General features: G+C 66.5%; 19 protein-coding genes. 10 read left to right on the forward strand and 9 right to left on the reverse strand.

The genetic code is table 11. The annotated features are described in order from the left end of the window. The first annotated feature begins 16 nt into the window (after positions 1–16). Both AVME950_RS11890 and AVME950_RS11895 read left to right on the forward strand, forming a co-directional pair. Entirely contained in the window at positions 17–1,561 is a 1,545-nt protein-coding gene (locus AVME950_RS11890; protein ID WP_284429977.1) for a UxaA family hydrolase, read from the forward strand. 37 nt (positions 1,562–1,598) lie between these two features. Further along, positions 1,599–2,549 (forward strand): sugar kinase, encoded by a 951-nt coding sequence (locus AVME950_RS11895; protein ID WP_284429978.1) that lies wholly within the window; start codon positions 1,599–1,601, stop codon positions 2,547–2,549. A gap of 20 nt (positions 2,550–2,569) precedes the next feature. On the opposite strand, the gene AVME950_RS11900 is transcribed toward AVME950_RS11895, so the two are convergent. The 5 genes from AVME950_RS11900 to AVME950_RS11920 all read right to left on the reverse strand — a co-directional run bounded on the left by AVME950_RS11900 (position 2,570) and on the right by AVME950_RS11920 (position 9,737). Next, on the reverse strand, positions 2,570–3,538 hold the full coding sequence (locus AVME950_RS11900; RefSeq protein ID WP_284429979.1) for a class I SAM-dependent methyltransferase: 969 nt from the start codon (positions 3,536–3,538) through the stop codon (positions 2,570–2,572). A gap of 344 nt (positions 3,539–3,882) precedes the next feature. Then, complete coding sequence (locus AVME950_RS11905) at positions 3,883–4,653, reverse strand: SDR family NAD(P)-dependent oxidoreductase (protein ID WP_284429980.1); 771 nt, start codon at positions 4,651–4,653, stop codon at positions 3,883–3,885. Between the two features lie 195 nt (positions 4,654–4,848). After that, positions 4,849–7,935, reverse strand: a complete 3,087-nt coding sequence (locus AVME950_RS11910) for an efflux RND transporter permease subunit (protein ID WP_284429981.1) — start codon at positions 7,933–7,935, stop codon at positions 4,849–4,851. Further along, positions 7,928–9,046 carry an efflux RND transporter periplasmic adaptor subunit gene (locus AVME950_RS11915; RefSeq protein ID WP_284429982.1) on the reverse strand — a complete coding sequence of 373 codons (1,119 nt, stop codon included), beginning with the start codon at positions 9,044–9,046 and terminating at the stop codon, positions 7,928–7,930. The genes AVME950_RS11910 and AVME950_RS11915 overlap by 8 nt, the downstream gene beginning before the upstream one ends. A 73-nt stretch (positions 9,047–9,119) precedes the next feature. Further along, on the reverse strand, positions 9,120–9,737 hold the full coding sequence (locus tag AVME950_RS11920; protein ID WP_284429983.1) for a TetR/AcrR family transcriptional regulator: 618 nt from the start codon (positions 9,735–9,737) through the stop codon (positions 9,120–9,122). An 88-nt stretch (positions 9,738–9,825) separates the two neighbouring features. Here AVME950_RS11920 and AVME950_RS11925 point away from each other — a divergent pair, with 88 nt between their 5' ends. Then, a complete protein-coding gene (locus tag AVME950_RS11925; protein ID WP_502869395.1) occupies positions 9,826–11,382 on the forward strand; it encodes an efflux transporter outer membrane subunit in 1,557 nt (518 codons plus the stop codon). A 63-nt stretch (positions 11,383–11,445) separates the two neighbouring features. Next, positions 11,446–11,775, forward strand: coding sequence for a DUF4148 domain-containing protein (locus tag AVME950_RS11930; RefSeq protein ID WP_284429985.1), 330 nt, complete (start codon positions 11,446–11,448; stop codon positions 11,773–11,775). Positions 11,776–11,811: 36 nt separating this feature from the next. On the opposite strand, the gene otnI is transcribed toward AVME950_RS11930, so the two are convergent. Continuing rightward, a complete protein-coding gene (otnI, locus tag AVME950_RS11935) occupies positions 11,812–12,609 on the reverse strand; it encodes a 2-oxo-tetronate isomerase (RefSeq protein WP_284429986.1) in 798 nt (265 codons plus the stop codon). A gap of 199 nt (positions 12,610–12,808) precedes the next feature. Between otnI and AVME950_RS11940 the strand changes: the two genes are divergently transcribed. The 6 genes from AVME950_RS11940 to AVME950_RS11965 are packed head-to-tail and all read left to right on the forward strand — an operon-like array spanning position 12,809 to position 19,346. Further along, a complete protein-coding gene (locus tag AVME950_RS11940; protein ID WP_284429987.1) occupies positions 12,809–15,043 on the forward strand; it encodes a type VI secretion system Vgr family protein in 2,235 nt (744 codons plus the stop codon). A 9-nt stretch (positions 15,044–15,052) separates the two neighbouring features. After that, positions 15,053–16,390, forward strand: coding sequence for a DUF2169 family type VI secretion system accessory protein (locus AVME950_RS11945; protein WP_284429988.1), 1,338 nt, complete (start codon positions 15,053–15,055; stop codon positions 16,388–16,390). Next, positions 16,380–16,739: a DUF4150 domain-containing protein gene (locus tag AVME950_RS11950; protein WP_228316159.1), complete on the forward strand. Its 360-nt coding sequence runs from the start codon at positions 16,380–16,382 to the stop codon at positions 16,737–16,739. The genes AVME950_RS11945 and AVME950_RS11950 overlap by 11 nt, the downstream gene beginning before the upstream one ends. A 6-nt stretch (positions 16,740–16,745) precedes the next feature. Continuing rightward, the gene (locus tag AVME950_RS11955) at positions 16,746–17,738 is read left to right on the forward strand and encodes a hypothetical protein (protein WP_284429989.1); all 993 of its coding nucleotides are present in this window, start codon (positions 16,746–16,748) and stop codon (positions 17,736–17,738) included. Then, on the forward strand, positions 17,735–18,211 hold the full coding sequence (locus AVME950_RS11960; protein WP_284429990.1) for a hypothetical protein: 477 nt from the start codon (positions 17,735–17,737) through the stop codon (positions 18,209–18,211). The genes AVME950_RS11955 and AVME950_RS11960 overlap by 4 nt, the downstream gene beginning before the upstream one ends. Before the next feature lie 22 nt (positions 18,212–18,233). Then, positions 18,234–19,346: a hypothetical protein gene (locus tag AVME950_RS11965; protein WP_284429991.1), complete on the forward strand. Its 1,113-nt coding sequence runs from the start codon at positions 18,234–18,236 to the stop codon at positions 19,344–19,346. A gap of 51 nt (positions 19,347–19,397) precedes the next feature. On the opposite strand, the gene AVME950_RS11970 is transcribed toward AVME950_RS11965, so the two are convergent. The 3 genes from AVME950_RS11970 to AVME950_RS11980 form a co-directional block, all read right to left on the reverse strand. Further along, positions 19,398–20,174 (reverse strand): ABC transporter permease, encoded by a 777-nt coding sequence (locus AVME950_RS11970; protein ID WP_284429992.1) that lies wholly within the window; start codon positions 20,172–20,174, stop codon positions 19,398–19,400. After that, positions 20,171–20,995, reverse strand: coding sequence for an ABC transporter ATP-binding protein (locus tag AVME950_RS11975; RefSeq protein WP_284429993.1), 825 nt, complete (start codon positions 20,993–20,995; stop codon positions 20,171–20,173). Before AVME950_RS11975 ends, AVME950_RS11970 begins: the two co-directional genes overlap by 4 nt. Positions 20,996–21,155: 160 nt before the next feature. Continuing rightward, entirely contained in the window at positions 21,156–22,187 is a 1,032-nt protein-coding gene (locus tag AVME950_RS11980; RefSeq protein WP_284429994.1) for an ABC transporter substrate-binding protein, read from the reverse strand.

Genomic DNA, 22,187 nt, shown 5'->3' on the forward strand with positions numbered 1-22,187 from the left:
CCGCGCAGCCCCGACGATGACCACCGACCTGCAGCCCACCCCGCCCCTGGCCCTCCAGCTGGGCGCCGCCGACAACGTGGCCGTGGCGCGCCAGGCTCTGGAGGCCGGCACGCGCCTGGCCATCGGCGGGCACGCCGTGCAGGTCCGGGAGCCCATCGCCTCCGGCCACAAGGTGGCGCTCGTGCCCATCCCGCGCGGCGCGGCCGTGCTCAAGTACGGCCAGGGCATCGGCACGGCCACGGCCGACATCGCGGCCGGCGACCACGTGCACGTGCACAACGTGGGCATGGCGGCATCGAGCCACGGGCACAGCGCGGGCGCGGGCTACCGGCCCACGCCCGCTTCGGGCGCGCAAGGGCTGACCTTCGACGGCTTCGTGCGCGCCGACGGCCGCGTGGCCACGCGCAACTACCTAGGCGTGATCGCCAGCGTGAACTGCTCGGCCACCGTGTGCCGCCACATCGCCGACGCCTTCAAGGGCGAGGCGCTGGCCGCGTACCCGCAGGTGGACGGCGTGGTCGCCATCACCCACGGCAGCGGCTGCGGCATGGGTGGCAATGGCGAGGGGCTGGAACTGCTGCAGCGCACGCTGCGCGGCTACGCCAACCACCCCAACTTCGCGGGCGTGCTGGTCATCGGCCTGGGCTGCGAGGTCAACCAGATCGCGCCGCTGGTGGAGACGCTGACGGCGCGCGCGCCCGGCCTGTTCGCCACGCTCACCATCCAGGACGAGGGCGGTACGCGCGAGACCATCGCGCACGGCAAGGCCATCCTCGGTGACATGCTCGTGCAGGCCAACGCAGCGCGGCGCGAGCCGGTGCCGCTGCGGCACCTGGCGGTGGGCTTGCAGTGCGGTGGATCGGACGGCTACTCGGGCATCAGCGCCAACCCGGCGCTGGGCGCGGCGGTGGACCTGCTGGTGCGCCATGGCGGCACCGCCATCCTGTCGGAGACGCCCGAGATCTACGGCGCCGAGCACCTGCTCACGCACCGCGCCGCCACACCCCAGGTCGCGGCCAAGCTGCTGGAGCGCCTGGCCTGGTGGGAGCGCTACGCGGCGCTGCACGGCGGCGACCTGAACAACAACCCCTCGCCCGGCAACAAGGCCGGTGGCATCACCACCATCCTGGAAAAGTCGCTGGGCGCGGTCGCCAAGGCCGGCTCCAGCGGACTGATGGACGTGGTGGGCTACGCAGAGCCCGTGCGCACGCAGGGCCTGGTCTTCATGGACACGCCCGGCTACGACCCCGTGTCTGCCACCGGCCAGGTGGCCGGCGGCGCCAACCTGATCTGCTTCACCACCGGCCGGGGCTCCACCTACGGCTGCAAGCCCACGCCCTCGCTCAAGCTGGCCACCAACACGCCCATGTTCCAGCGCATGGCGCTCGACATGGACTTCGACTGCGGCGGCATCGTGGAAGGGCGCCAGAGCATCGCCGAGGCCGGCGAGGCTCTGTTTCGCCTCATGATCGCCACGGCTTCGGGCCAGCGCAGCAAGAGCGAGGACAACGGCCTGGGCGACAACGAATTCCTGCCCTGGCAGCTCGGGGCCGTGATGTGACGACGGACCGATGACCCACTGAATGGACGACGCCCCGATGCAACCCGACTCCCTTGCGCTCGATGCTCTGACCGTGGGCGAGCCCATGGCGCTTTTCATGGCCACCGTCCCGGGCGAGCTGCACGCCGTGGCCGACTACCGCCGCGCGGCGGCCGGCGCCGAGCTGAACGTGGCCACCGGCCTGGCGCGGCTGGGGCTGCGCACCGGCTACATCACGCGGCTGGGTGCGGATTCGTTCGGCCGCTTCCTGCAGGGCGAGATGGAGCGCGAGGGCATCGACCGGCGCCACGTCGCCACCGATGCCGCGCACCCCACGGGATTCATGCTCAAAACCCGCGCCGAGGACGGCAGCGACCCGCAGATCGAATATTTCCGCAAGGGCTCGGCCGCGAGCCACCTGGGCCTGGCCGATGCGCCGCAAGGCGCGTTCCCGGCGCGCCATCTGCACCTGACCGGGATCACGCCGGCGCTGTCGCCCAGCACGCGCGAGCTGGTCTTCCACCTCGCGCGGCAGGCGCGCGCGGCGGGCGCCACGATCTCCTTCGACCCCAACCTGCGGCCCCGGCTGTGGCCCTCGCCTGGCGCCATGGCCGAATGCATCAACGCCCTGGCGGCGCTGTGCGACACCGTGCTGCCGGGCCTGGGCGAAGGCCGCACCCTCACAGGGCGCAATACCCCCGGGGCCGTGGCTGACTTCTACCTCGCCCAGGGCGCGCGGCAGGTGGTTGTCAAGCTCGGGCCGGAAGGCGCCTTCTACGCCCAGCAGGGCGGTGCGCGGGGCACCGCGCCCGGGTGCCCGGTGGCTCGCGTGGTGGACACGGTCGGCGCTGGTGACGGCTTCGCGGTGGGCGTGGTCAGCGGCCTGCTCGAAGGGCTGGACCTGGCCCGCGCCGCGGCGCGCGGCAACGCCATCGGCGCGCGGGTGGTGCAGTTCCCGGGCGACTCGGACGGGTTGCCCACACGGCGGGAACTGGGCGACGGGGTCTGAGGCCTGCGCCTCGGGGACGGTCAGTGGCCTTTCATCGACAACTTGCAAAGGCGTATGGCCGAACGGGGATAGCCATTGCGAAGGCTCCAGGGCCTGATGTGCCGGAGCACATGTGCTTTCAACTCGGCCAGTGCCGAGGGGGAGGGCGGCGACAGTGGGCTGGCCTGCCGCGCCTGGAACCCCGGCCGAGCGTACATGCGCAGGTTGCCTTCGTAGATGCCGTGGGGTTCCCGCACCGTGCGGTGCACGCCGAACCCGTTGCGTTGCAGCAAGGCCGTGAGGGTGGCCTCGCAAAAGTAGCTGCGGTGCGATACGTGAACCTGATGCAGGCCGAGTCCGCGCCATGGCGCTCGGATGTCGGGCACCTCGATGACCAGCCATCCCTCGGGATCGATCAGCGCCGCTGCCCGCTGCAGCGCCTTCCCCGGATCCTCCAGATGCTCCAGGACATGGAACAGGGTGATCAGCCGGGGCCGGAAAGGCAGCACCGTTCCTTCGTCCAGACCCCGGTCGAGGACATGCCCACCCAGTCCGAGCGTGTGCACGGCATGCTCGCGCTGCGGTCCCCCGGGCTCCAGTCCCAGATATTGCCCACAGCCATGGCCGCGGCAGGCATCGAGGAAAAAGCCCAGGCCTGCGCCGATGTCCAGCACCGAGTCGATCGGACCGATCACCGCGCTGATCTCGCTGTGCCGATAGCCGGCGATCATCCGGTAGTTCCACACGCTGTGGGCGTCTGGCGGCTGCTTCATCAGGCGGGGATAGAAATGGGCATAGAACCGGTCCTGCGCCTCGCCCTGCAGCCCGCGCGCCAGATACACCAGGCCACAAGCGCGACAGCTCGACAGGTTCACTGTCAGAAAGTAACGGTCACGGCGCCATATCAGATGGGGATCGTGCCCGCCGCAGGCAGGGCAGGGCAGTTCCACCAGTTGCTGGTTGAGACGCTGCAGATCGGCAATCAGTGCAAAGGGCTGGGTGGCTGGCATCGCATTCCGTGCGCCATGGACATTCGAAATCCGTTCGGAAGATTGCCTGGAAGGGGCAGCCTCGGTGAACGGTGCAAAACGCGGGCATCAGCGGGCGGGCTCCGCTGCCCCATCGCCTGCGGCCCATTCCTCGGCTTGCCAGCCGATTCCTGCACCTCCAAAGGACGGTGGAGTCACATTGGACGAACCGGTACTGTGCCTTGGCGGGACCGCGGTCACGATCGGCGAATGTATAGCAATATTGCGAGGTGGATACGGCGGCGCAGGCCATTTTCATGCAGGGTCTTCAGCCGCAGGCGTCCGTGCGTGACCGGCCGTTGCGGCCGCATGCCACGGACTCGCGGTCACTGCTCCGTGTAGTGGTAGGTCAGCCCGCCATCCACCGAATGGGTGCCGCCGGTGATGTAGCCCGCGTCCTCGCTCGCCAGGAACGCGACCAGCCCTGCCACGTCCTCCGGCACACCCAGCCGGCCCATGGGGATCTGCGCTTGCAGCGCCTTGAGCTTGGCCGGGTCGTTCAGCAGTTTTTCGTTGATGGGCGTGGCGATCGCGCCCGGCGCCACGTTGTTGATGCGGATGGACAGCGGCGCCAGTTCGCTCGCCAGATTGCGCGCCAGCATGCGCAGCGCACCCTTGCTGGCGCAGTACGAGGCGAAGTGGGGGAACGCGATCTCTTCGTGCACCGAGCTGATGTTCACCACGGCGCCTCCGCGCTGCAGCGCGCGGCGGTGGCGAACGAAAGCCTGGGTGGCGAAGAACAGGCCCTTCACGTTGGTGTCCATCACCAGGTCGTAGTCTTCTTCGGTCACGTCCCAGAAATCGGCATGGCGCTCCACGCCGGCGTTGTTGACCAGGATGTCCAGGCCGCCCAGCGCCTCGACCGCGCGCTCGACCAGCGCGGTGGCCGCGCTGGCGGTGCCGATGTCGGCCGGCACGTAGACCGCGCGGCGGCCCAGTGCCTGGATCTGTTCGATGAGTTCGCGCGGACCGCCATCGGGCTTGCGGCCATTGAGCACGACGTCGGCGCCCTCGCGGGCGAAGCGCAGCGCGATCGCGGCACCGATGCCCTGGGTGCTGCCGGTGACGAGGGCGGTTTTCTGGGAAAGGCGTGGCATGGGAATGGTCGGTGGGAGTGAAGGACAGGCCGGCGGGCGAGGCGCCGGGCGATGTGCCATTTCATCCCCATTGGGCCGCCCTCTGTGTCAGCCAATGGCGCAAGGCCCGGAGCGCGGCGGCTTTTCCCGCGCCGGCCGGCGCTCAGGGGCGCCCGAGTCGTCCCGCACCCCGGGACAACCACGGCGCATGCGGGTTCACGCGGCCATGGCGGTCCCCGGCTTTGGCCCCGCAGGCTGGATTCCGAACCAGATCGAATACATGGCGGGCAGGAAGACCAGTGTCAGCACCGTCCCCGCCAAGGTGCCGCCGATCAGGGTGTACGCCAGCGTTCCCCAGAAAACCGAATGCGTGAGCGGAATGAACGCCAGGACGGCCGCCAAAGCGGTCAGGATGACCGGGCGGGCCCGCTGCACGGTGGCCTCCACGACGGCGTGGAACGGGTCGAGTCCCTCCTGTTCGTTGTGCTGGATCTGCCCGATCAGAATCAGGGTGTTGCGCATCAGGATCCCCGACAGTGCGATCAGCCCGACGAGCGCGTTGATGCCGAACGGTTGTTGGAACACCAGGAGCATGGGCACGACGCCGATCAGGCCCAGCGGGCTGGTCAGGAACACCATCACCATCGCGGACATCGAGCGTACCTGCAGGATGATGATCATCAGGGTCACGGCGATCATGATCGGGAACAGGGGAATCATCGCCGCCATCGCTTTGCCGGACTCCTCGATGGCGCCTGCTTCATCGATGCGGTAGCCCGCTGGCAATGCATCCTTGATCGGCTGCAATTTCCGGGAGATCGCTGTGGACACGTCCGGTGGCTGCAGGTCCTCCGCAATGTCGCCCCGTACCGTGATGGTCGGCATGCGGTCGCGGCGCCGCAGGATCGGTTCTTCCATGCGGATCTCGAACTCGCCCAATTGCGAGAGCGGAATTCGCTGGCCCGTCACCGTCGTGAGCGTGAAGTCCGCAACCTTTGCCGGGTCCAGACGGTTCGCGCCAGCGGACCGGGCCGTGATCTGGACCGTGCGGATGTCTTCGCGCACCGATGTCACGGGCACGCCGCTGAGCAGGAACTGCAATTGCTGGGCAACCCCGGCCGATGTCAGGCCGACGGCCTGCAGGCGGTCTTGCTGCAGCTTGAAGTGCAGTGCCGGGGTGCGAACGCCCCAGTCCACGTTCACCGTGCGCATCATCGGATCCGACTGCATCGTCTCTTGCATTTGCGATGCGATCACGCGCAGCTTTGCGGGGTCGGGTCCCGAAACGCGGTAGGCCACCGGAAAAGGCGAGTAGGGGCCGAACACCAACTGCGTGACGCGAACCCTGGCCTCGGGGGCGAGCCCCTGGGCAATCGCATCGCGCAGGCGCGCCTTGAGGGCTTCGCGCTCATCCTGGTTGTCGGTGCGCACCACGATCTTCGCGAACGACGGGTCCGGCAGTTCCGGCGAGATGGCCAGGAAGAAACGGGGCGCGCCCTGGCCGACGTAGGCGGTGACGATTTTCGACTCGGGCTGTTTTGACAGCCACGTTTCCACTTTTTCCGTGGCCACGCTGGTCTGATCAATTGACGTGCCATACGGCATCTGGATTTCCACCAGCACTTCGGGGCGGTCCGATGTCGGGAAGAACTGCTTTTTCACGACGCCCATGCCCAGTACGGCCAGCACCATCGCCAGTACGACGGCGGCCACCACGAGCCACTTGCGCGCGATGACGCTTTCCAGCGTGCGGCGAAAGCGGGCGTAGCGCGGCGTGTCGTACATCGCAGCGTGGCCACCTTCGATTTTCTTCAGGTCTGGCAGCATCTTCACGCCCAGGTAGGGCGTGAACACCACCGCGACCACCCAGGAGACGATCAGCGCGATGCCCACGATCCAGAACATGTTGCTGGTGTATTCGCCCGCGGTAGAGCGCGCGAAGCCGTTGGGCATGAAACCCACGGCGGTGACCAGCGTTCCCGAGAGCATCGGCGCTGCGGTGTGGCTCCATGCGTAGGCGGAAGCGGCCGTGCGGCTGAAGCCTTCCTCCATCTTCACCACCATCATCTCGATCGCAATGATGGCGTCGTCCACCAGCAGGCCCAGTGCGAGGATGAGCGAGCCGAGCGTGATGCGGTCGAAGTTCTTGCCGGTGGCCGCCATGATCACGAACACCGCGGCCAGCGTGAGGGGCACGGCGGCGGCCACCACCACGCCCACGCGCCAGCCCATGCTGACGAAGCAGACCACCATCACAACCACGAGGGCCGCGAAGAACTTGACCATGAATTCATCCACCGAGGCACTGATGTTCACGGATTGATCGGTGACCTTGGACAGGGCCATGCCCAACGGCATGCCGGCGTTGATCGCTGTCACCTCGGTGTCCAGCGCCTTGCCCAGGTCGAGGCCGTTCCAGCCATCGCGCATGACCACGCCGATCAGCAATGCCGGTTCTCCGCCGTTGCGGATCAGAAAGGTCGAGGGGTCTTCGTAGCCACGCTTGACGGTGGCAATGTCCGAGAGCACCACCGTGCGGCCCTGCGCGGCGATCGGTGTGTTGCGGATTTTCTGCAGTTCGTCCAGCGCGCCATCGATGCGGATGAAGACCTGCGGGCCCTTCGTTTCGATGGAGCCCGCGGGAGTCAGCGCGTTCTGGTTGTTCAACGCGGTGAATATCTCCTGCGGTCCGATGCCCAGCGTTGCCAGCCGCTCGTGTGAGAACTCGACATAGATGCGCTCGGATTGCTCGCCAATGATGTTGATTTTCTTGACCCCTGGCACGTGCAGCAGGCGCTGCCGCAGCGCTTCCGCATCGCGGGCCAGTACCCGCTGCGGCTCGCCCTGCGCCTTGAGGGCATACAAGGCGAACGTGACGTCGGCGTATTCGTCGTTCACCATCGGGCCGATCACGCCGCCCGGGAGGTTGCGGGCCTCGTCGCCGAGTTTCTTGCGCGCCTGGTAGAACTCTTCCTGCACCGTGGACGGCGGGGTCGAGTCCTGTAGCGTGAGGGTGGTGAACGCCAGTCCTGGCCGGGTGAATGTTTCGGTGCGGTCGTACCAGCGCAGTTCCTGCAACCGCTTTTCGAGCTTTTCAGCCACCTGATCCTGCATTTCCTGCGCTGTTGCGCCAGGCCATGCCGTGACGATGGTCATCACCTTGACGGTGAAGGCGGGGTCCTCGGCGCGGCCCAGTTTCAGGAAAGAGACCACGCCCGCCAGCGAGATCAGGAGGATCAGGAAGAGCGTGATGGAGCGCTCGCGGACCGCCAGCGCGGAAAGGTTGAAGCGTCCCTCACTCACGGCCGGCTCCCGCAGGCGCCAGCGTCTTCACCGGCACTGCGTCTGCCAAGCGGACCGAGGCCCCTTCGCGCAGCAGGTGGGCCCCAAGCGCCACGATCGTGTCGCCTGCCTTGAGCGAGCCCGTGACATAGGCGTGGTCGTCCTCGATGCTGGCGATCGAGACGGGCCGGCGAGACACCTGCGTGCCCTGGACCTGCCATACGGCAGCGCCCTGGCCCTCGTCCACGATGGCGCCCAGGGGGACCCGCAAGGCAGGGGCTCCAGGGCGGGCGCCGCCCGGAAGGCGCACCGTGACGGTGGTTCCTAGGGGCGCCTGTGCCAGCGGGCCTTCGAGCACATAGCGTGCCTCGAAGGTGCGGGTCACGCGGTCGGCCGAATCGGACAGCTGGCGCAGCCGGGCTTGCACCGGCGTGCCTTCGCTGCCGAACAGCGTTGCCTGCGCGTTGGAGCCCACGGTGGGCCGAAGCGTTTCGGGCACGTGGATGACCGCTTCCCGCTTGCCGGAGCGCGCGATGCGTACCACCGTCTGGCCCGCACCCACCACCTGGCCGGGCTCGGCCAGCGTTTCCATCACCACACCATCGGCATCGGCGACCAGCTCGGCATACCGCGTGGTGTTGCCCGCGACCTCCGCCTGCGCCTGTGCGGCCTTGAGCTGGGCCTTTGCCGATTCGGCCGCCGCCTTGACCTGGTCATACGCCGACGCGGAGATGGCGCCGGTGCCGCGCAGATCGCGGTACCGCGCCTCTTCGTCGCTCGCCTGCTCGGCGCGGGCCTTGGCTGCCGCAACCGATTCCTGCTGGGCGTTTGCTGCAAGCCGCAGGTCGATGGGGTCCATGCGCAGCAGCAATTGGCCTCGCTTGACGGTCTGCCCTGCGTCCACCAGCCGCTCCAGCACCTTGCCCGGAACGCGAAAACCCAGATCGCTTTGGACGCGGGCGGCCACTGTGCCCGTGAAAGCCCGCAGGCTCGCGTTGCCGGGGGCAACCACAGCGGTGCGCACCAAAGGGGGCTCGGTCCGGGGATCAGGGGGTTGGTTTTTGCCGCAGGCGACAAGGGCAAGCGGCAGCGCAAAGAGCGCGGCAAGGGGCAGGGAGCAGTGCCGAGGCATGGGAGTCCTGAAAAACAATCAGGACTCGATTTTGTGATTTGTGACCATTAATGTCAATGGTCACAAGTTCGGTTCAAGGCGAAAGGCTGCGTAGCACCAGGTTGGCCAGTTGGATCGAAGCGCGCTCCGCGTGGTGAAGGCTGTGTTGCAGCAGCCAGGGATTCAGGTACGGCCGCATGACGAGGAAGATGGCGTCGCCGGCCTCGTCCAACGGTGTCTTGCGCTCGAAATCGCCCGACTTGCGCCCCGCCTCGAGGATCTCGTTGAGGAGCTGCCGTATGCGTTTTTCATACGCGGCCGCAGACTGCCAGCCTTCCGTGGCCGCCGACGCGGCGATCTCATAAAGCTTGCTGTCCTGGGACAGCAGCTTCAGCGTGGACTGCACGATCGCCTTGAACATGCGCCGCAGCTGTTCGGGAGGGTGGCCTCCCTCCTCCACTGCCTGGCGGATCTCGGCCTCGATTTCCGCCAGGCAGTGGGTGCAGATCATCTCGCCGATGACCTGCTTCGATTCGAAGAATTTATAGACGTAGGCCTTGGAGAAGCCGATGGCCTTTGCCAAGTCGGACACGGTGGTTTTTTCGTAGCCATAGCGGCTGAAGTGCTCTTTGGCGGCTGTGGCGATCTGTGCCCGCACGTCGTGATCGGCGGGGCCGCGCGTGGGCATCGGTGAAGCGGTAGGGGTACTCATGGGTCTGAGCTTAACGCCCTGCCAAAAATATCACAACGAGTGACTAATAACGTATATAGTTACAACATCCAAGCCACCGTATTTCCCCATGTTTCGCACTCGCCATGCCCTGATGACCCTCGTCGCCACGCTGTCCGCCGGATGTGCGGTCGGCCCGGATTACGTACGGCCGGTGCCGGCCATGCCCGGCACATACCAAGGCGACTCTGGCCAGGCCCGGCAAAGCCCGGGAACCGCCCTTGCGGATGCCGACCTTGCCGCATGGTGGCCGGCCTTCGGTGATCCGCAGCTCACCCATTTCGTCACGCTGGCGCTGGAGCAAAACGGGGAGCTTGCCCAGGCGTCCGCCCGTGTATTGCAGGCCAGGGCAGGGCTGCAGGCCGCCGGGGCCGCATTGGCACCGGCAGTGGGCGTTGCGGCACAGGCATCGAGGGCTTACCAGTCGGTGGAAACCCCGCTGGGGCAGGTGCTGAATTCGTCCCCCGGCTTCGATCGTTACGGCAGCGCGTATGAGGCCAATCTCTCCGCCGGTTGGGAGCTGGACTTTTTCGGAGGTCTCGAGCGCGAGATCCAGGCGGCCCGGGCCGACTTCGAAGGGTCGCAAGCGGGAGCGGCCGCGGTGCGGCTGGCGGTGGCTGCGCAGATCGCCGACACCTACATCATGGTGCGTGGCCTGCAGGCGCGCATCGAGATTGCGCAACGGCAGGTCAAGACACAGCAGGGGCTGCTCTCCATGATCCAGTTGCGGTTCGACAAGGGCCTGGCGTCGGAGTTGCAACTGCGCCAGGCCGAAGGGGCGCTCGCGCGGGTAAAGGCCTCGATCCCCGTATCGCAGGCAGCCCTGGAAGCCGCGATGAACGCAATGGACGTGATGCTGGGCACCCATCCGGGCACCCACCGCGCCGAGTTGTCCGTCCCCCGCCCCGTGCCGGCACTGCCGCAGATCGGATCCGGCGGTGCGCCGGGCGACTTGCTGCGCCGCCGTCCGGACCTGATCGCCGCCGAGCGGCGGCTGGCCGCCAGCAGCGCACGCATCGGCGTTGCCGTGGCCGAGTATTACCCGAAGGTCTCGCTCAGCGGCCTGCTGGGCAGCGCCACCTCCATTTCCAGCGGCAACCTCTTCACCGGTGGGGCGGCTCAGGCCGGCGCCACCGTGGGCCTGCGCTGGCGGCTGTTCGACTTCGGCCGCATTGACGCCCAGATCCGGTACGCCGAGGCACAGGAGGCCGAGGCACTGGCAGGCTATCGCCACGCCGTGCTGCGAGCAACCGAGGAGGTGGAAAACGCGCTGTCCTCGTTCCAGCGCCGACGGGAACAGGCCGACCTGTTGGCTGCGGGTGCCGACGCGCTCACGCGGGCGCGGGATGCTTCGGCGGCCGCTTTCGACAAGGGCGTCGTCAGCCTGATCGAAGTCCTGCAGGCCGACGAGGCGCTGCTCGGCGTGCTCGATGGGCAGGTCCAGGCGCAAACGGAATCCGCGCGATCGGCCATTGCCATCTTCAAGGCGCTGGGCGGCGGGTGGGTGCCGGAGAAAGCGCCGCCGGCCGTCCTTTCCGGCCTTTCGCCCGTTCCAGCCGATCGACCCTTTCGCTTCGCCGATGCGGCGCCACCCGTTGCGTCAGCGGCGGGCACAGAGCGGCGCTGAGCCGTTTGCGTGCCTGTGCCTTGGAAGGCTTTGTTCTTTCCCTCCCTCACCACAGGAGCTCTCATGCCGAACACGAAATCCAACCCATCCCGTCGTCTCACCCGCCCAATGCTGGCCGCTTTCGGGGCCGCCGCCCTGGCCGCATCGCTTGCCCTGCCTGCGCAAGCCCAGCCCCCCCCGGGCGAAGCCCAGGAAAAGGACAGCCGCCTCACACGCGCAGAGGTGGTTGCCGACCTCGCGCTGTGGCGGCGTGCGGGCGTGGACCGTTACGACGTGCTGGCGCACTCCTATGGCCTGGAGAAAGAGGCGTACCACGCCGCATACCAAGAATACCTGCGCTTGCGCAACAGCGACCAATTCCAGCTGGAAGTGCAGAAGGCTTTGAACAAGTGATCGGGGCGGCTCGTGGCCGGAGGGCCCGGGTCCGTCTCATCGGGATTGATGCAACCAGCCCAGCCCGGCGGTGGTCCCCCCCGGTCCCAGGCCGCGCGCGGGTCGGTATTCGCAGCCGATCCAGCCCGGGTAGCCCAGTTCGTCCAGCAACTGGAACAGGTAGGGGTAGTGGACCTCGCCCACATCCGGCTCGTGCCGCTCGGGCACGCCCGCGATCTGGATGTGGCCTACCCGGCCCGTGGGCACGTACTGGCGGATCTGGGTGGCCAGGTCGCCTTCGACGATCTGGCAGTGGTACAGGTCCATCTGCACCTGAACGTTCGGCGCGCCGATCTCGGCCAGCAGCGCATGGGCCTCGTCCTGGCGGTTCAAAAAGTAGCCGGGCATGTCCCGTCCGTTGATGGGTTCGATGAGGATCTGCAGCCCGTGCGGCGCGGCCATCGCGGCCGCCACGCGCAGATTGGCCACATAGGTGGCGCGCACCTCGCCCCGCGTGCGGCCGGCCGGCAGCAGGCCCGCCATCACGTGGATGCGCGGCGACTGCAGCGCTTGCGCGTAATCGATCGCCTGCACCATGCTGGCGCGGAACTCCGCCTCGCGCCCTGGCAGGCAGGCCGTGCCGCGCTCGCCTGCGTCCCACTGGCCCGGTGGCGCGTTGAACAGCACCTGTTCGAGGCCATGGGCCTGCAGGCGCGCCGCCAGTTCGGCGGGCGGGTGGGCGTAGGGAAAGAGAAATTCCACCGCACGAAAGCCATCGCGTGCGGCCGCGGCGAAACGGTCGAGGAAATCGAACTCCGGGTAGAGCAGGGACAGGTTGGCGGCAAAGCGGGGCATGTGAACAGGCTTTCTGGCGCGGGCGATGTGGGTGAGTGTCTTTGATGGCCGGGCCGTAGCGGGGAGCGCGATGGCGCTGAATGTTGGAATCCACCCCAGGCGCAGCCGGTCTACTGCGTTGTCGATGAATTGTCATATTGGAAAGCCATCATGGCCGCTTCCACCACAGCGACACAGCCCCGTTTCGGGCCTGCCCACGATGACACGCCGCGTCACGATCCAAACGCCATTGGGAGAACAGCTGCAGTTTCGCCGCCTGCAGGGCAAGGAAGCGCTCTCCGAGCTGTTCGCGTTGGATGTGGATCTGCTGAGCGAGAGCAAGTCCCTCGACCCCAAGGCGCTGCTGGGCAAGCACGCCACGGTGGAGGTGGAGACCGAAGGCGGCGGCCGGCGCTACCTGGACGGCATCGTCACCCGGTTCGGACTGCAGGGCGAAGACCACCGGTATTACGCTTATCGCCTGCGCCTGCAGCCCTGGCTGTGGCTGGCCACGCGCAAGAGCGACTTCCGGATCTTCCAGAACAAGACCGTTCCCGACATCATCGAAGAGGTGCTCGGCAAATACGGCCACCCCCTGCAAAAGCGGCTCACGCGGGCGTATCGCAGCTGGGACTACTGCGTGCAGTACGGCGAGACCGACTGCGCCTTCGTCTCGCGCCTCATGGAGCATGAGGGCATCTATTACTACCACCAGCACAGCGCCGGCCAGCACATCCTGACCCTGGCCGACGACATCGTCGCCTCGCACAGCCCGCTGCCTGGGGCCGCCGTCATCCCGTTCTACCCGCCCGAGAAGGCCGCCGTCGCCGACAAAGAGAACATCCACGCCTGGGAACTGCACCAGGCCATCCATTCGGGGCGGCACTACAACGACGACTACGACTTCAAGAAGCCGCGCGCGGACCTGTCCAACATGCGCCAGACCCCGCCGGGGCATGCGCACGACGCCCACGAAATCTACGAATGGCCGGGCGGCTACACCGAATTCGGCGACGGCGAAGCCTATGCCCGGGTGCGGCTGCAGGAAAGCCTCACCGGGCACAGCACCGTGCGGGGCCAGTCGCGCCACCGGGCGCTGGCCCCGGGCTACACCTTCACGCTGGAGAACTACCCGCGCGAGGACCAGAACCAGGCCTACCTGCTCACCGGTCTCGAATACCACTTCAAGGAAAACCCCCAGGTCAGCGCTGCCGCCCCGGGCCCCAAGGGCACGGCGCAGGAAGAAGGCTCGTTCCAGCGATTCACCCTGCTGGCGCAGCCCACCAGCGTGCCCTACACCCCCGCGCGCACCACCCCGAAGCCCAGGACCACCGGCCCGCAGACCGCCGTCGTCGTCGGCCCGCCGGGCGAGGAGATCTGGCCCGACCAGTACGGGCGCGTCAAGGTGCAGTTCCACTGGGACCGGGTGGGTGCCATGAACGAGAACTCCAGCTGCTGGGTGCGGGTCTCCAGCAGCTGGGCCGGCTCCGGCTTCGGGGCCCTGTTCATCCCGCGCATCAACATGGAAGTCGTGGTCGACTTCCTCAATGGCGACCCGGACCACCCCCTCATCACCGGCTGCGTGTACAACGCCGACAACATGCCGCCGTGGGCGCTGCCGGCCAACGCCACGCAGTCGGGCATCAAGACCAAATCGAGCAAGGGCGGGGCCTTCGGTGACGGACTGAAGAACGGCGCGGGCGATGCCAACGCCATCCGCTTTGAGGACAAGGCCGGGGCCGAGCAGCTGTGGCTGCATGCGCAAAAGGACCAGCTCACCGAAGTGGAGAACGACGAGGACAAGTGGGTCGGGAACGACCGGCGCAAGACCATCGACCGGGACGAGACCAACGTCATCCACCGCGACCGCACCGAGACCGTGGACCGCGATGAAAACATCACCGTGCACAACAACCGCACCGAGCGGGTGGACCACGACGAGAAGATCAGCATCGGCGACAACCGCAATGAAGACGTCGGCATCGACGAGACGGTGAGCATCGGCAAGAACCGCAGCAAGACCATCGGCCGCAACGAGAAGGACAAGATCGGCAACAACTGGTCGATCAAGGTCGGCAGCTTCAAGACCGAAACCGTCGGCCTGGCCTACCTGCAGAACGTGGGGCTGGCCAAGATGATGAACATCGGCGCGGCCTACAACGTGAACGTGGGCGCGGCCATGGTAGTCAACGTGGGGCTGACGCAGAGCACCAACGTGCTGATGGGGCGCTCGGTCACCGTGGGGCGGAGCCAGACGACGAAGGTGGGTGAGAACTGGAGCCAGACCACCGGCAAGGTGATCCGGATCGAGGCGGGCGACTCCATCGAACTGGTGTGCGGCGCCTCGGTGCTCAGAATGGAAAAGGGCGGCCAGATCACCGTCAACGGCAAGGAAATCGATCTGGTGGGGTCCAAGCACATCGGCCTCGATTCCAAGCGCATCGACCTGAATTGAGTTGACGCCATGGCGCTCCCATCCCACGCCCTGCCCAGCCCCATCGACGCCGCGGGCGTTCCGGAAGTCATCAACCACACGCCCTGGCCGAGCCAGTACTTCCAGCATGTGGACCCGCATGGGGACATCTTCCATGTGATGGTGACCCGCATCTCCTACTCCCTGCTGCAACTGCAGGAGAAGGACGGGCGCATGGAGCCCGTGCTGCTGCCGCCGGAGCGGCAACTGCCGCTGTGCCAGGCCGACCAGTTCCAGGGCGAGGTCAACGAAACCAGCCTGCTGCAGGAGAGCGACTACGCGCCTTTCAAGCCCCGGTGCGACGTGCTGGTGGTCAATGCCACCGCGCACGCGCCGGATGGCAAGGCACTGGCCCGCTGGCCGGTGGGCTTTCGTTTCGGCGATGCCATCGAGAAGACCTTTCAGGTGACCGGCCCGCGCCGCTTCGTGCGATCCGTCGCGGCGCTGGGAGCGCTGCAGTTGACGGAGCCGGAGCCCACGGACCGGGTGCGCATCGGCTACGAGCTGGCATTCGGCGGGCCGCACCTCATCCGCCAGGAGCGGTTGCTGCAGCGCTTCATCGACAGCGCGCCGGGCAGCGGAGTGACCGACGCACAGCGGCATCTCGCCAGCCAGGCGCACGCAGCGCTGCCGCCTTTCCATGGGCCCAACCCCATCGGCTGCGGGCGCCTGCCCACGGCGGTGCCGCAGGCCAACGAGGCGCTGGCGCAATTGCAGGGGCGCGGCAGTGCAGCGATTGCCCCGCCAGAGACCCAGCGGACCGAAGACGTTCGGCGTGCGCCGCAGATCGAAGACTTCCAGCAGCCCTATACCGGCCAATCCGACTACCCGGTGGTCGGCCTCGGGCCAGTGGGCCGCTGGTGGAGCCCTCGCGTGGCCCTGGCCGGCACGCACGACGAGCGCTGGAAGCAGACCCAGTGGCCCAGGAGCCCGCTCGACCACGACTACCGCTATTGGAACTGCGCGCCGGAAGACCAGCAGATCGACTATCCGCAGGGCGGCGAGGAAGTGGTGCTCGCGCACTTCACCGCGGCGGCACGGCATGCCGGCCCCTACCGATTCTGGCTGCCCCGGCAGGACCTGCAGCTGCTGGTGCGGCTGAAGGTCGGCGTGCTGATGTTCGCGCCGATGCACATCGACACCGTGATCCTCGACCTGGAGGCGGGCACGCTCAGCATCGTGCGCCGCGCAGTCGTCAGCGCCAAGGCCGATGTGCGGCAACTGGAGCTGGGCACCTGGCCTGCGGGCACCGGCGTGCACCTCGACGAGGCCATGCAGAAGGCGGCGCAGGCCCGCCGGAATGCACAGGTGGCCGGCCGTGGCCAATGAAAACATCGTCGCCAAAGACGGGCGTTTCCGAGTCGTCTCGCTCGCGCCCGACGTGTGCCTGACGCCCAGCAAGAACGGCGTGCCCGTGCCGTACCCCATCACGCACCAGCTGGACCAAAGCCAGCACTGCTCGCCCAACGTCTTCCTGCAAGGCAAGCCCGTATACCTGCACAACCAGAGCTACGTGGACAACGTGATGGGCGACGAACCCGGCCAGGGCAAGGGGGTGGTCAGCCAGACCAACGTCTTCATCAGCCATGACATCGACCACAGCAAGAGCGTGTACGTCAACGGCCGCGCCATCGTGCGCACCGCCGACAAGATGTGGATGAACTGGAAGAAGCCGTAACCCCCCATGGCGCCTAAAAGACCCAGGCCGCCAGAGGCCGAAACGCGCAACGCGCGCATCAAGCCCAACGACTACCCCGCGCCGGGGCCGATCGGCAACACCACGGGCATCGTGGTGCCGGACACCGCCCCCAATCCGCACGGCAACAGTGCTCCGCCCATCAAGCCCACCGAGACCGAGAAGAGTTGGTGGAGCCGCTGGGGCAGCGACGTGGTGCACACCGGGCTGGACGTCATCGGACTGATCCCGGGGGCCGGCGAGATCGCGGACGGCGCCAATGCGCTGATCTATCTGGCCGAAGGTGACAAGGTCAACGCGGCGATCAGCGCCGCCGCCATGATTCCTGGCGCCGGCATGGCTGCCACGGGCGCCAAATACGGCAAGAAAGCCGTGGGCGCCGCGGCCGAGGCGGTGGGCAAGAAGACCGCCCGCGAGGCGGAGGAGGCGTTGGCGAAGAGAGAGGCCAAGGAGGCAGAGGAAGCTGCCGCGAAGAAAGCGGAGGGCAATGGGGGCGGCAAAGACAAGGGTAAGCCCAAGAAGCACAAGGATTGCGGCAAGAAGGTGCCTTATAACGACAAGAAGTCGCTCAAAGGCAGTGGGCTGGAGAAAGATCACACGCCTTCAGGGGCCGCGCTGGAGCGGGCCGCAGAACGGAAAATCAAAGACCTGCGCGAAGGCGGTATGGTCATCGATGACGCCCAGGCGCAGAAGATCAGGAACGCGGTGCGAAACCAGGCGCCCACTATCGCGATACCACCGGACATCCATGCCGAAGGGGATACTTGGCGGCATAAGAATTCCCCGGAAACCGTCAAGAAAGACGCGGCGAATTTGAAGGACGCGGTGAGAAGAAACACCGAAAAAATCTCGAAGGCTATGGAAGGGAAAGATCACGGGTGCAAAGAGGCTTATGACAAGGCGGCCGAAGAGCTGAGGAACATGGACTGGGACAAATACATCCAGGACGCCATCGACAACGTAGTGAAAGCGACATCATGAATGCCATCGAACTGATCGATTTTTTGGGGCACAGCAGTATCTACAAGCCCTTCGACGAATATCTGACGGCCGCCGGTTTGAAGAAGCGGCCAAAAATCGGGAAGTCGCTCGACACCCTCATCGCGGTTCCGGGCGAGGGCCTTTCCATGTCCTTTGAAATCGATGCGGAAGACGAGGGCATCGCGCAGAAAAGCGAAGGCACTTTTGTCTTCTACCAGCTGGAAATCATGCTGTCTGGCAAGGGCCAGGACAACGGCGTCTACACGGGCCCCCTGCCTCACGGCCTGCTTGCCACGGATTCTCGCAGCGAGGTCGAACGCAAACTGAAAACCTTGAAAAGGCGCCTGCCGGACAACGACAGCTACTTTGTGGACGGCCTTGTCTGGACGGTGGCGTTCGACGCGGAAACATTGCGTTTTTTGCAGGTGGGTGTTCCGACGAACGGCAAGCGCAAGCACGGCCTGTGTGCCTGAGGGCGTCGGCGTGGAACCCGGAGTGGCGGATCTCAACGGCGACGTCCTGGCGTTGGTCGAATGCCTGGGCTGCTCTTGCGAAGACCCTCGGCTGGAGGCGTTTCTCGTTCACAAGCGCATCCATGACCGCCCCATGACCCCGGCCCAGTTGGAAGACGAAGGCGCGGTGGAAGACGATGGCGACACGGATGTGGAATACGAACTGGCACGCCGGTCCAAGGAGTCCCTGGTGGTCCAGTCCGAGCGCCATGGGTTTTGCCTGATCTTCCAGCCGCGCGAAGACCATGATCTGGTCCATCGCACCCCTTGCGGTGTTGAAGCCCCGTTCGTTCTGGCGCAGATCGCGTTCTTTGCCAAAGGCGTTCAGATCTACCAGGGCTTCGAGGGCGTGGTTTTCCGGGACGTGGGCATGCACACCCGCAGATCGGATACCGCCTATGCGGCATTGGGGCCGCCGCTGGCCCGCCGATCCGTTTACGAAACCTCCACCGATCTGTTCGCCTTGGGCGATTGGGTGCTGAATTTCGGGTTCCCGGAGAAGGAGCAAGACCCGCCACTGGCCCATGTTCACATCCGTCGCAAGAACGTTTTCGACGATGTCATGCTGAACCCGCGGATGTTGGAGGTTGCTCCCGATACCGATGCCTCCATGCCGGGCCTGCCACAACTGGGGCGCTCCTCGGATGCGCCGGAGGTTCAGGATTTTCTCGCTGGTCTGGGCCTGAATGATGAAATCGATGAGGACATCGGCTGCCCTGAGGAAATGAATGGACGTGCCAGATCGCACGGCATCGTCATCTACTTCAAGGAGCTGCCCGAGGCGCTGGGCCACGCGCACGCGTTGCCCAAAAAGATCGTTTCGGCCATCACCTACAAACGCCGGGGCGACCTGCGCTCGTTGGGCTATTGTGGCGATCTGCCCTTTGGCCTGCACTTTGGCGACCGGCCCGACATTGCCATCGCGAAGGCAAAGCACCCTCCCGCAAAGGTTTCCGAAAGCGAAGAATTGCGCTCTTACTACTGGCGCGTGGCCTCGGGGATGGTGGTGCAGGCGGTGTTCAGCCTCGTTGATTGGCAACTGGCCCGGGTGACGCTGCACGCACCGGCCCGCGCTTCGGCGGTCCTGGGGGCCTGAACCGCGATCCCATGGAACGGCGGGCGGTGTCTGCCGTTGCGACCCGGCTGCCTACTCCCCTTGCGACCCCCGGTGCGCCCAGCCCGTGGTGTGCTTTTCCAGCACGCTGAACAGCTCGTACATCACCATCGCCATGGCGCCCACCACCATCAGGCCGGCGAAGGCCAGGCCCATCTGCATGGACGAGCCGGCGGAGATCAGCAGGTAGCCGATGCCCTCGTTGGCGGCGGTCATCTCCGACACGGTGGTGCCCACGAAGGCGAGGGTGATCGCCACCTTGAGCGAGCCGTAGAAGTACGGCAGGGAGCGGGGCAGGCCGACCTTGGTGAGCACGTCCCAGCGCTTGGCGCCCAGCACGCGCAGCACGTCTTCCAGTTCGGGCTCCAGCGTGGCCAGGCCCGTGGCGATGTTGACCATGATTGGAAAGAAGCTGATGAGAAAAGCCGTGAGGATGGCCGGCCCCACGCCGATGCCGAACCACACGACGAGGATGGGCACGAAGGCCGCCTTGGGCAGGGCGTTGAAGGCGGTCATCAGCGGATAGACGGCGGCATACGCCAGCCGAGACGATCCGATGACGAAGCCCAGCAGCACCCCCACCACGATGGCGATGCCGAAGCCCGCCATGGTGACCCAGAAGGTGCGCCAGGCGTGGCCCGCGATGATCCACTTGAACTCCACGAACTGCGTCCAGATCGCCCAGGGACTCGGGAAGATGAACTCCGACACTCCCAGGCCCGAGCAGATCACCTGCCACAGCACCAGCACCGAGAACAGCAAAACCCAGGGCGACCAGCGCTCCACCCGTTTCTTGTTCAGCGCGTTCATTGCGTGATCTCCCCGCCGGTCTTGCGCAGGGCGCCGATGTGGCCGCGCAGCTCCAGCACGATGTCGGTGAATTCCTTGGTGTAGGTCAGTTCCAGCTCGCGCGGGCGCGGCAGTTCGATGTCGCGCTTGACCACGAAGCGGCCGGGGCTCTTGCTCATCACGTACACGGTGTCGGCAAGGAAGACGCTCTCGCGCAGGTCGTGCGTGACGAGGATGACGTTGAACTGCTGCTCGGCCTGCAGGTCGCGCAGGATGCACCACAGCTCCTCGCGCGTGAAGGCGTCGAGCGCGCCGAAGGGCTCGTCCAGCAGCAGCATCTTGGGCTCGTGGATGAGGGCGCGGCAGATGCTGGCACGCTGCTGCATGCCGCCCGACAGCTGCCAGGGGAACTTGTCTTCGTAGCCGGCCAGGCCCACCTTCTGCAGCAGGGCGCGCGCGCGGGCCTCGTATTCCTTGCGGCGGGCCTTGAACTGGCTGCGGTGCGGCTCGACGATCTCCAGCGGCAGCAGCACGTTGGCGACGGTGGTGCGCCAGGGCAGCAGCGAGGGCGCCTGGAAGGCCATGCCCGAGATCTTGAGCGGGCCGGTCACGGGCTGGCCGTCGATGCGGATCTTGCCCATCGACGGCATGCGCAGCCCGGTGGTCAGCTTCATGAAAGTGGACTTGCCGCAGCCCGAGGGCCCCACGATGGCGATGAACTCGCCGCGGCGCACCTGCAGGTCGATGGCTTCGACGGCAAAGTGGTTGGCGCGCAGCAACTCTTCGTTGTAGGCGAGCCAGACATCGCGAAAATCCACGAAATAGGTGTCGTCGGCCTGCATGGGATGAGAGATGGGTTTGGAATGAAAAGGGCCACCAGCACAATTGGTACTAGGGCATATTGCTATTAAATTTGTAGCAATTGCCGGGTGGCGCGTGGCGGGCTCGGGAGGCCCGGACGGGCCGGGGGGCTGACCCCCCATGGGCCGGCCCCTGGTGTCATCACTTCCTGGGGAGGATGTTGAGCTCGGCCGCCGGCGGCAGGAAGCTGCCGTTCCACACCGTCTCGGCGTTCACGCGGGACTTGGTGCTGAAGGCGTCGGACACCTGCGAGGCCATCAGCGCCAGGCGCTGCGGCTTCGCCTGGCCGAAGCCTTCGGCCCGCGCGTCGGCGCTGTTGACCACGGTGTCGATGGCCAATTGCAGGCGGCGGGTTTCCAGGGCCACGTTCACGATGCCGTCGCGCTCCTTCACGGAGGCGATGGCGGCGCCCGGGTTGGCCATGACCTCCTTCGCGCCTTTGGTGAAGGCCTTGAGGAAGGCGCGGATCGCCTCGGGGTTCTCCTTGACCAGCTTGGGGCTGGCGATGATCACGTTGCCGTACAGCTTCACGCCGAAGTCGGCATACGGCAGCACCACCACGTCGCTGGCCTTGGCGCCGCGCGCCTCCAGGTTCAGCAGCGAGGTGAAGGTGAAGCCGGTGATGGCGTCCACGTCGCCGCGCACCAGCATGGTCTCGCGCAGCGGCGGGTCCATGGCGGTCCATTGCACGTTGCCGATGCCGTTGGCCTTGGCGAAGATGGGGAAGGCGCGGCGGCCGGCGTCGAACACCGGGGCACCCAGCTTCTTGCCGGCCAGGTCGGCGGGCTTGGCGATGCCGCTCTTCTTGAGCGCCATGACCGAGGCCGGCGTGTTGTTGTAGACCATCATGACGGCCACGGGCTTGTTCTGCGCGTCGGGGTTGTTGGCGTGGAATTCCATCACCGCGGCCAGGTCGGCGAAGCCCATGTCGTAGGTGCCCGAGGCCACGCGCTGCACGGCGCCGCCGGAGCCGTTGCCCGCGTCCACCGTCACGTTCAGCCCGGCCTCCTTGAAGTAGCCCTTGGCCGTGGGCAGCAGGAAGAACGCGGCCGGCCCTTCGAAGCGCCAGTCGAGCTGGAACTTGATGGGCGTCAAGGTCTCGGCCTGGGCCAGGGTGAACGCGCTGGCGGCGGCCAGGGCCACCCCGGCTTTCAAAAGGGAACGTTTGTGCAT

This window comes from Acidovorax sp. SUPP950, assembly GCF_030158935.1.
In the GTDB taxonomy this organism is placed as follows: domain Bacteria; phylum Pseudomonadota; class Gammaproteobacteria; order Burkholderiales; family Burkholderiaceae_C; genus Paracidovorax.

Coding starts and splice junctions, on each gene's coding strand:
- AVME950_RS11960 (WP_284429990.1), top strand. CDS start 17,735: ATGAATGCCATCGAACTGATCGATTTTTTGGGGCACAGCAGTATCTAC.
- AVME950_RS11930 (WP_284429985.1), top strand. CDS start 11,446: ATGCCGAACACGAAATCCAACCCATCCCGTCGTCTCACCCGCCCAATG.
- otnI (WP_284429986.1), bottom strand. CDS start 12,609: ATGCCCCGCTTTGCCGCCAACCTGTCCCTGCTCTACCCGGAGTTCGAT.
- AVME950_RS11905 (WP_284429980.1), bottom strand. CDS start 4,653: ATGCCACGCCTTTCCCAGAAAACCGCCCTCGTCACCGGCAGCACCCAG.
- AVME950_RS11920 (WP_284429983.1), bottom strand. CDS start 9,737: ATGAGTACCCCTACCGCTTCACCGATGCCCACGCGCGGCCCCGCCGAT.
- AVME950_RS11975 (WP_284429993.1), bottom strand. CDS start 20,995: ATGCAGGCCGACGACACCTATTTCGTGGATTTTCGCGATGTCTGGCTC.
- AVME950_RS11890 (WP_284429977.1), top strand. CDS start 17: ATGACCACCGACCTGCAGCCCACCCCGCCCCTGGCCCTCCAGCTGGGC.
- AVME950_RS11895 (WP_284429978.1), top strand. CDS start 1,599: ATGCAACCCGACTCCCTTGCGCTCGATGCTCTGACCGTGGGCGAGCCC.
- AVME950_RS11940 (WP_284429987.1), top strand. CDS start 12,809: ATGACACGCCGCGTCACGATCCAAACGCCATTGGGAGAACAGCTGCAG.
- AVME950_RS11900 (WP_284429979.1), bottom strand. CDS start 3,538: ATGCCAGCCACCCAGCCCTTTGCACTGATTGCCGATCTGCAGCGTCTC.
- AVME950_RS11915 (WP_284429982.1), bottom strand. CDS start 9,046: ATGCCTCGGCACTGCTCCCTGCCCCTTGCCGCGCTCTTTGCGCTGCCG.
- AVME950_RS11925 (WP_502869395.1), top strand. CDS start 9,826: ATGTTTCGCACTCGCCATGCCCTGATGACCCTCGTCGCCACGCTGTCC.
- AVME950_RS11945 (WP_284429988.1), top strand. CDS start 15,053: ATGGCGCTCCCATCCCACGCCCTGCCCAGCCCCATCGACGCCGCGGGC.
- AVME950_RS11970 (WP_284429992.1), bottom strand. CDS start 20,174: ATGAACGCGCTGAACAAGAAACGGGTGGAGCGCTGGTCGCCCTGGGTT.
- AVME950_RS11955 (WP_284429989.1), top strand. CDS start 16,746: ATGGCGCCTAAAAGACCCAGGCCGCCAGAGGCCGAAACGCGCAACGCG.
- AVME950_RS11980 (WP_284429994.1), bottom strand. CDS start 22,187: ATGCACAAACGTTCCCTTTTGAAAGCCGGGGTGGCCCTGGCCGCCGCC.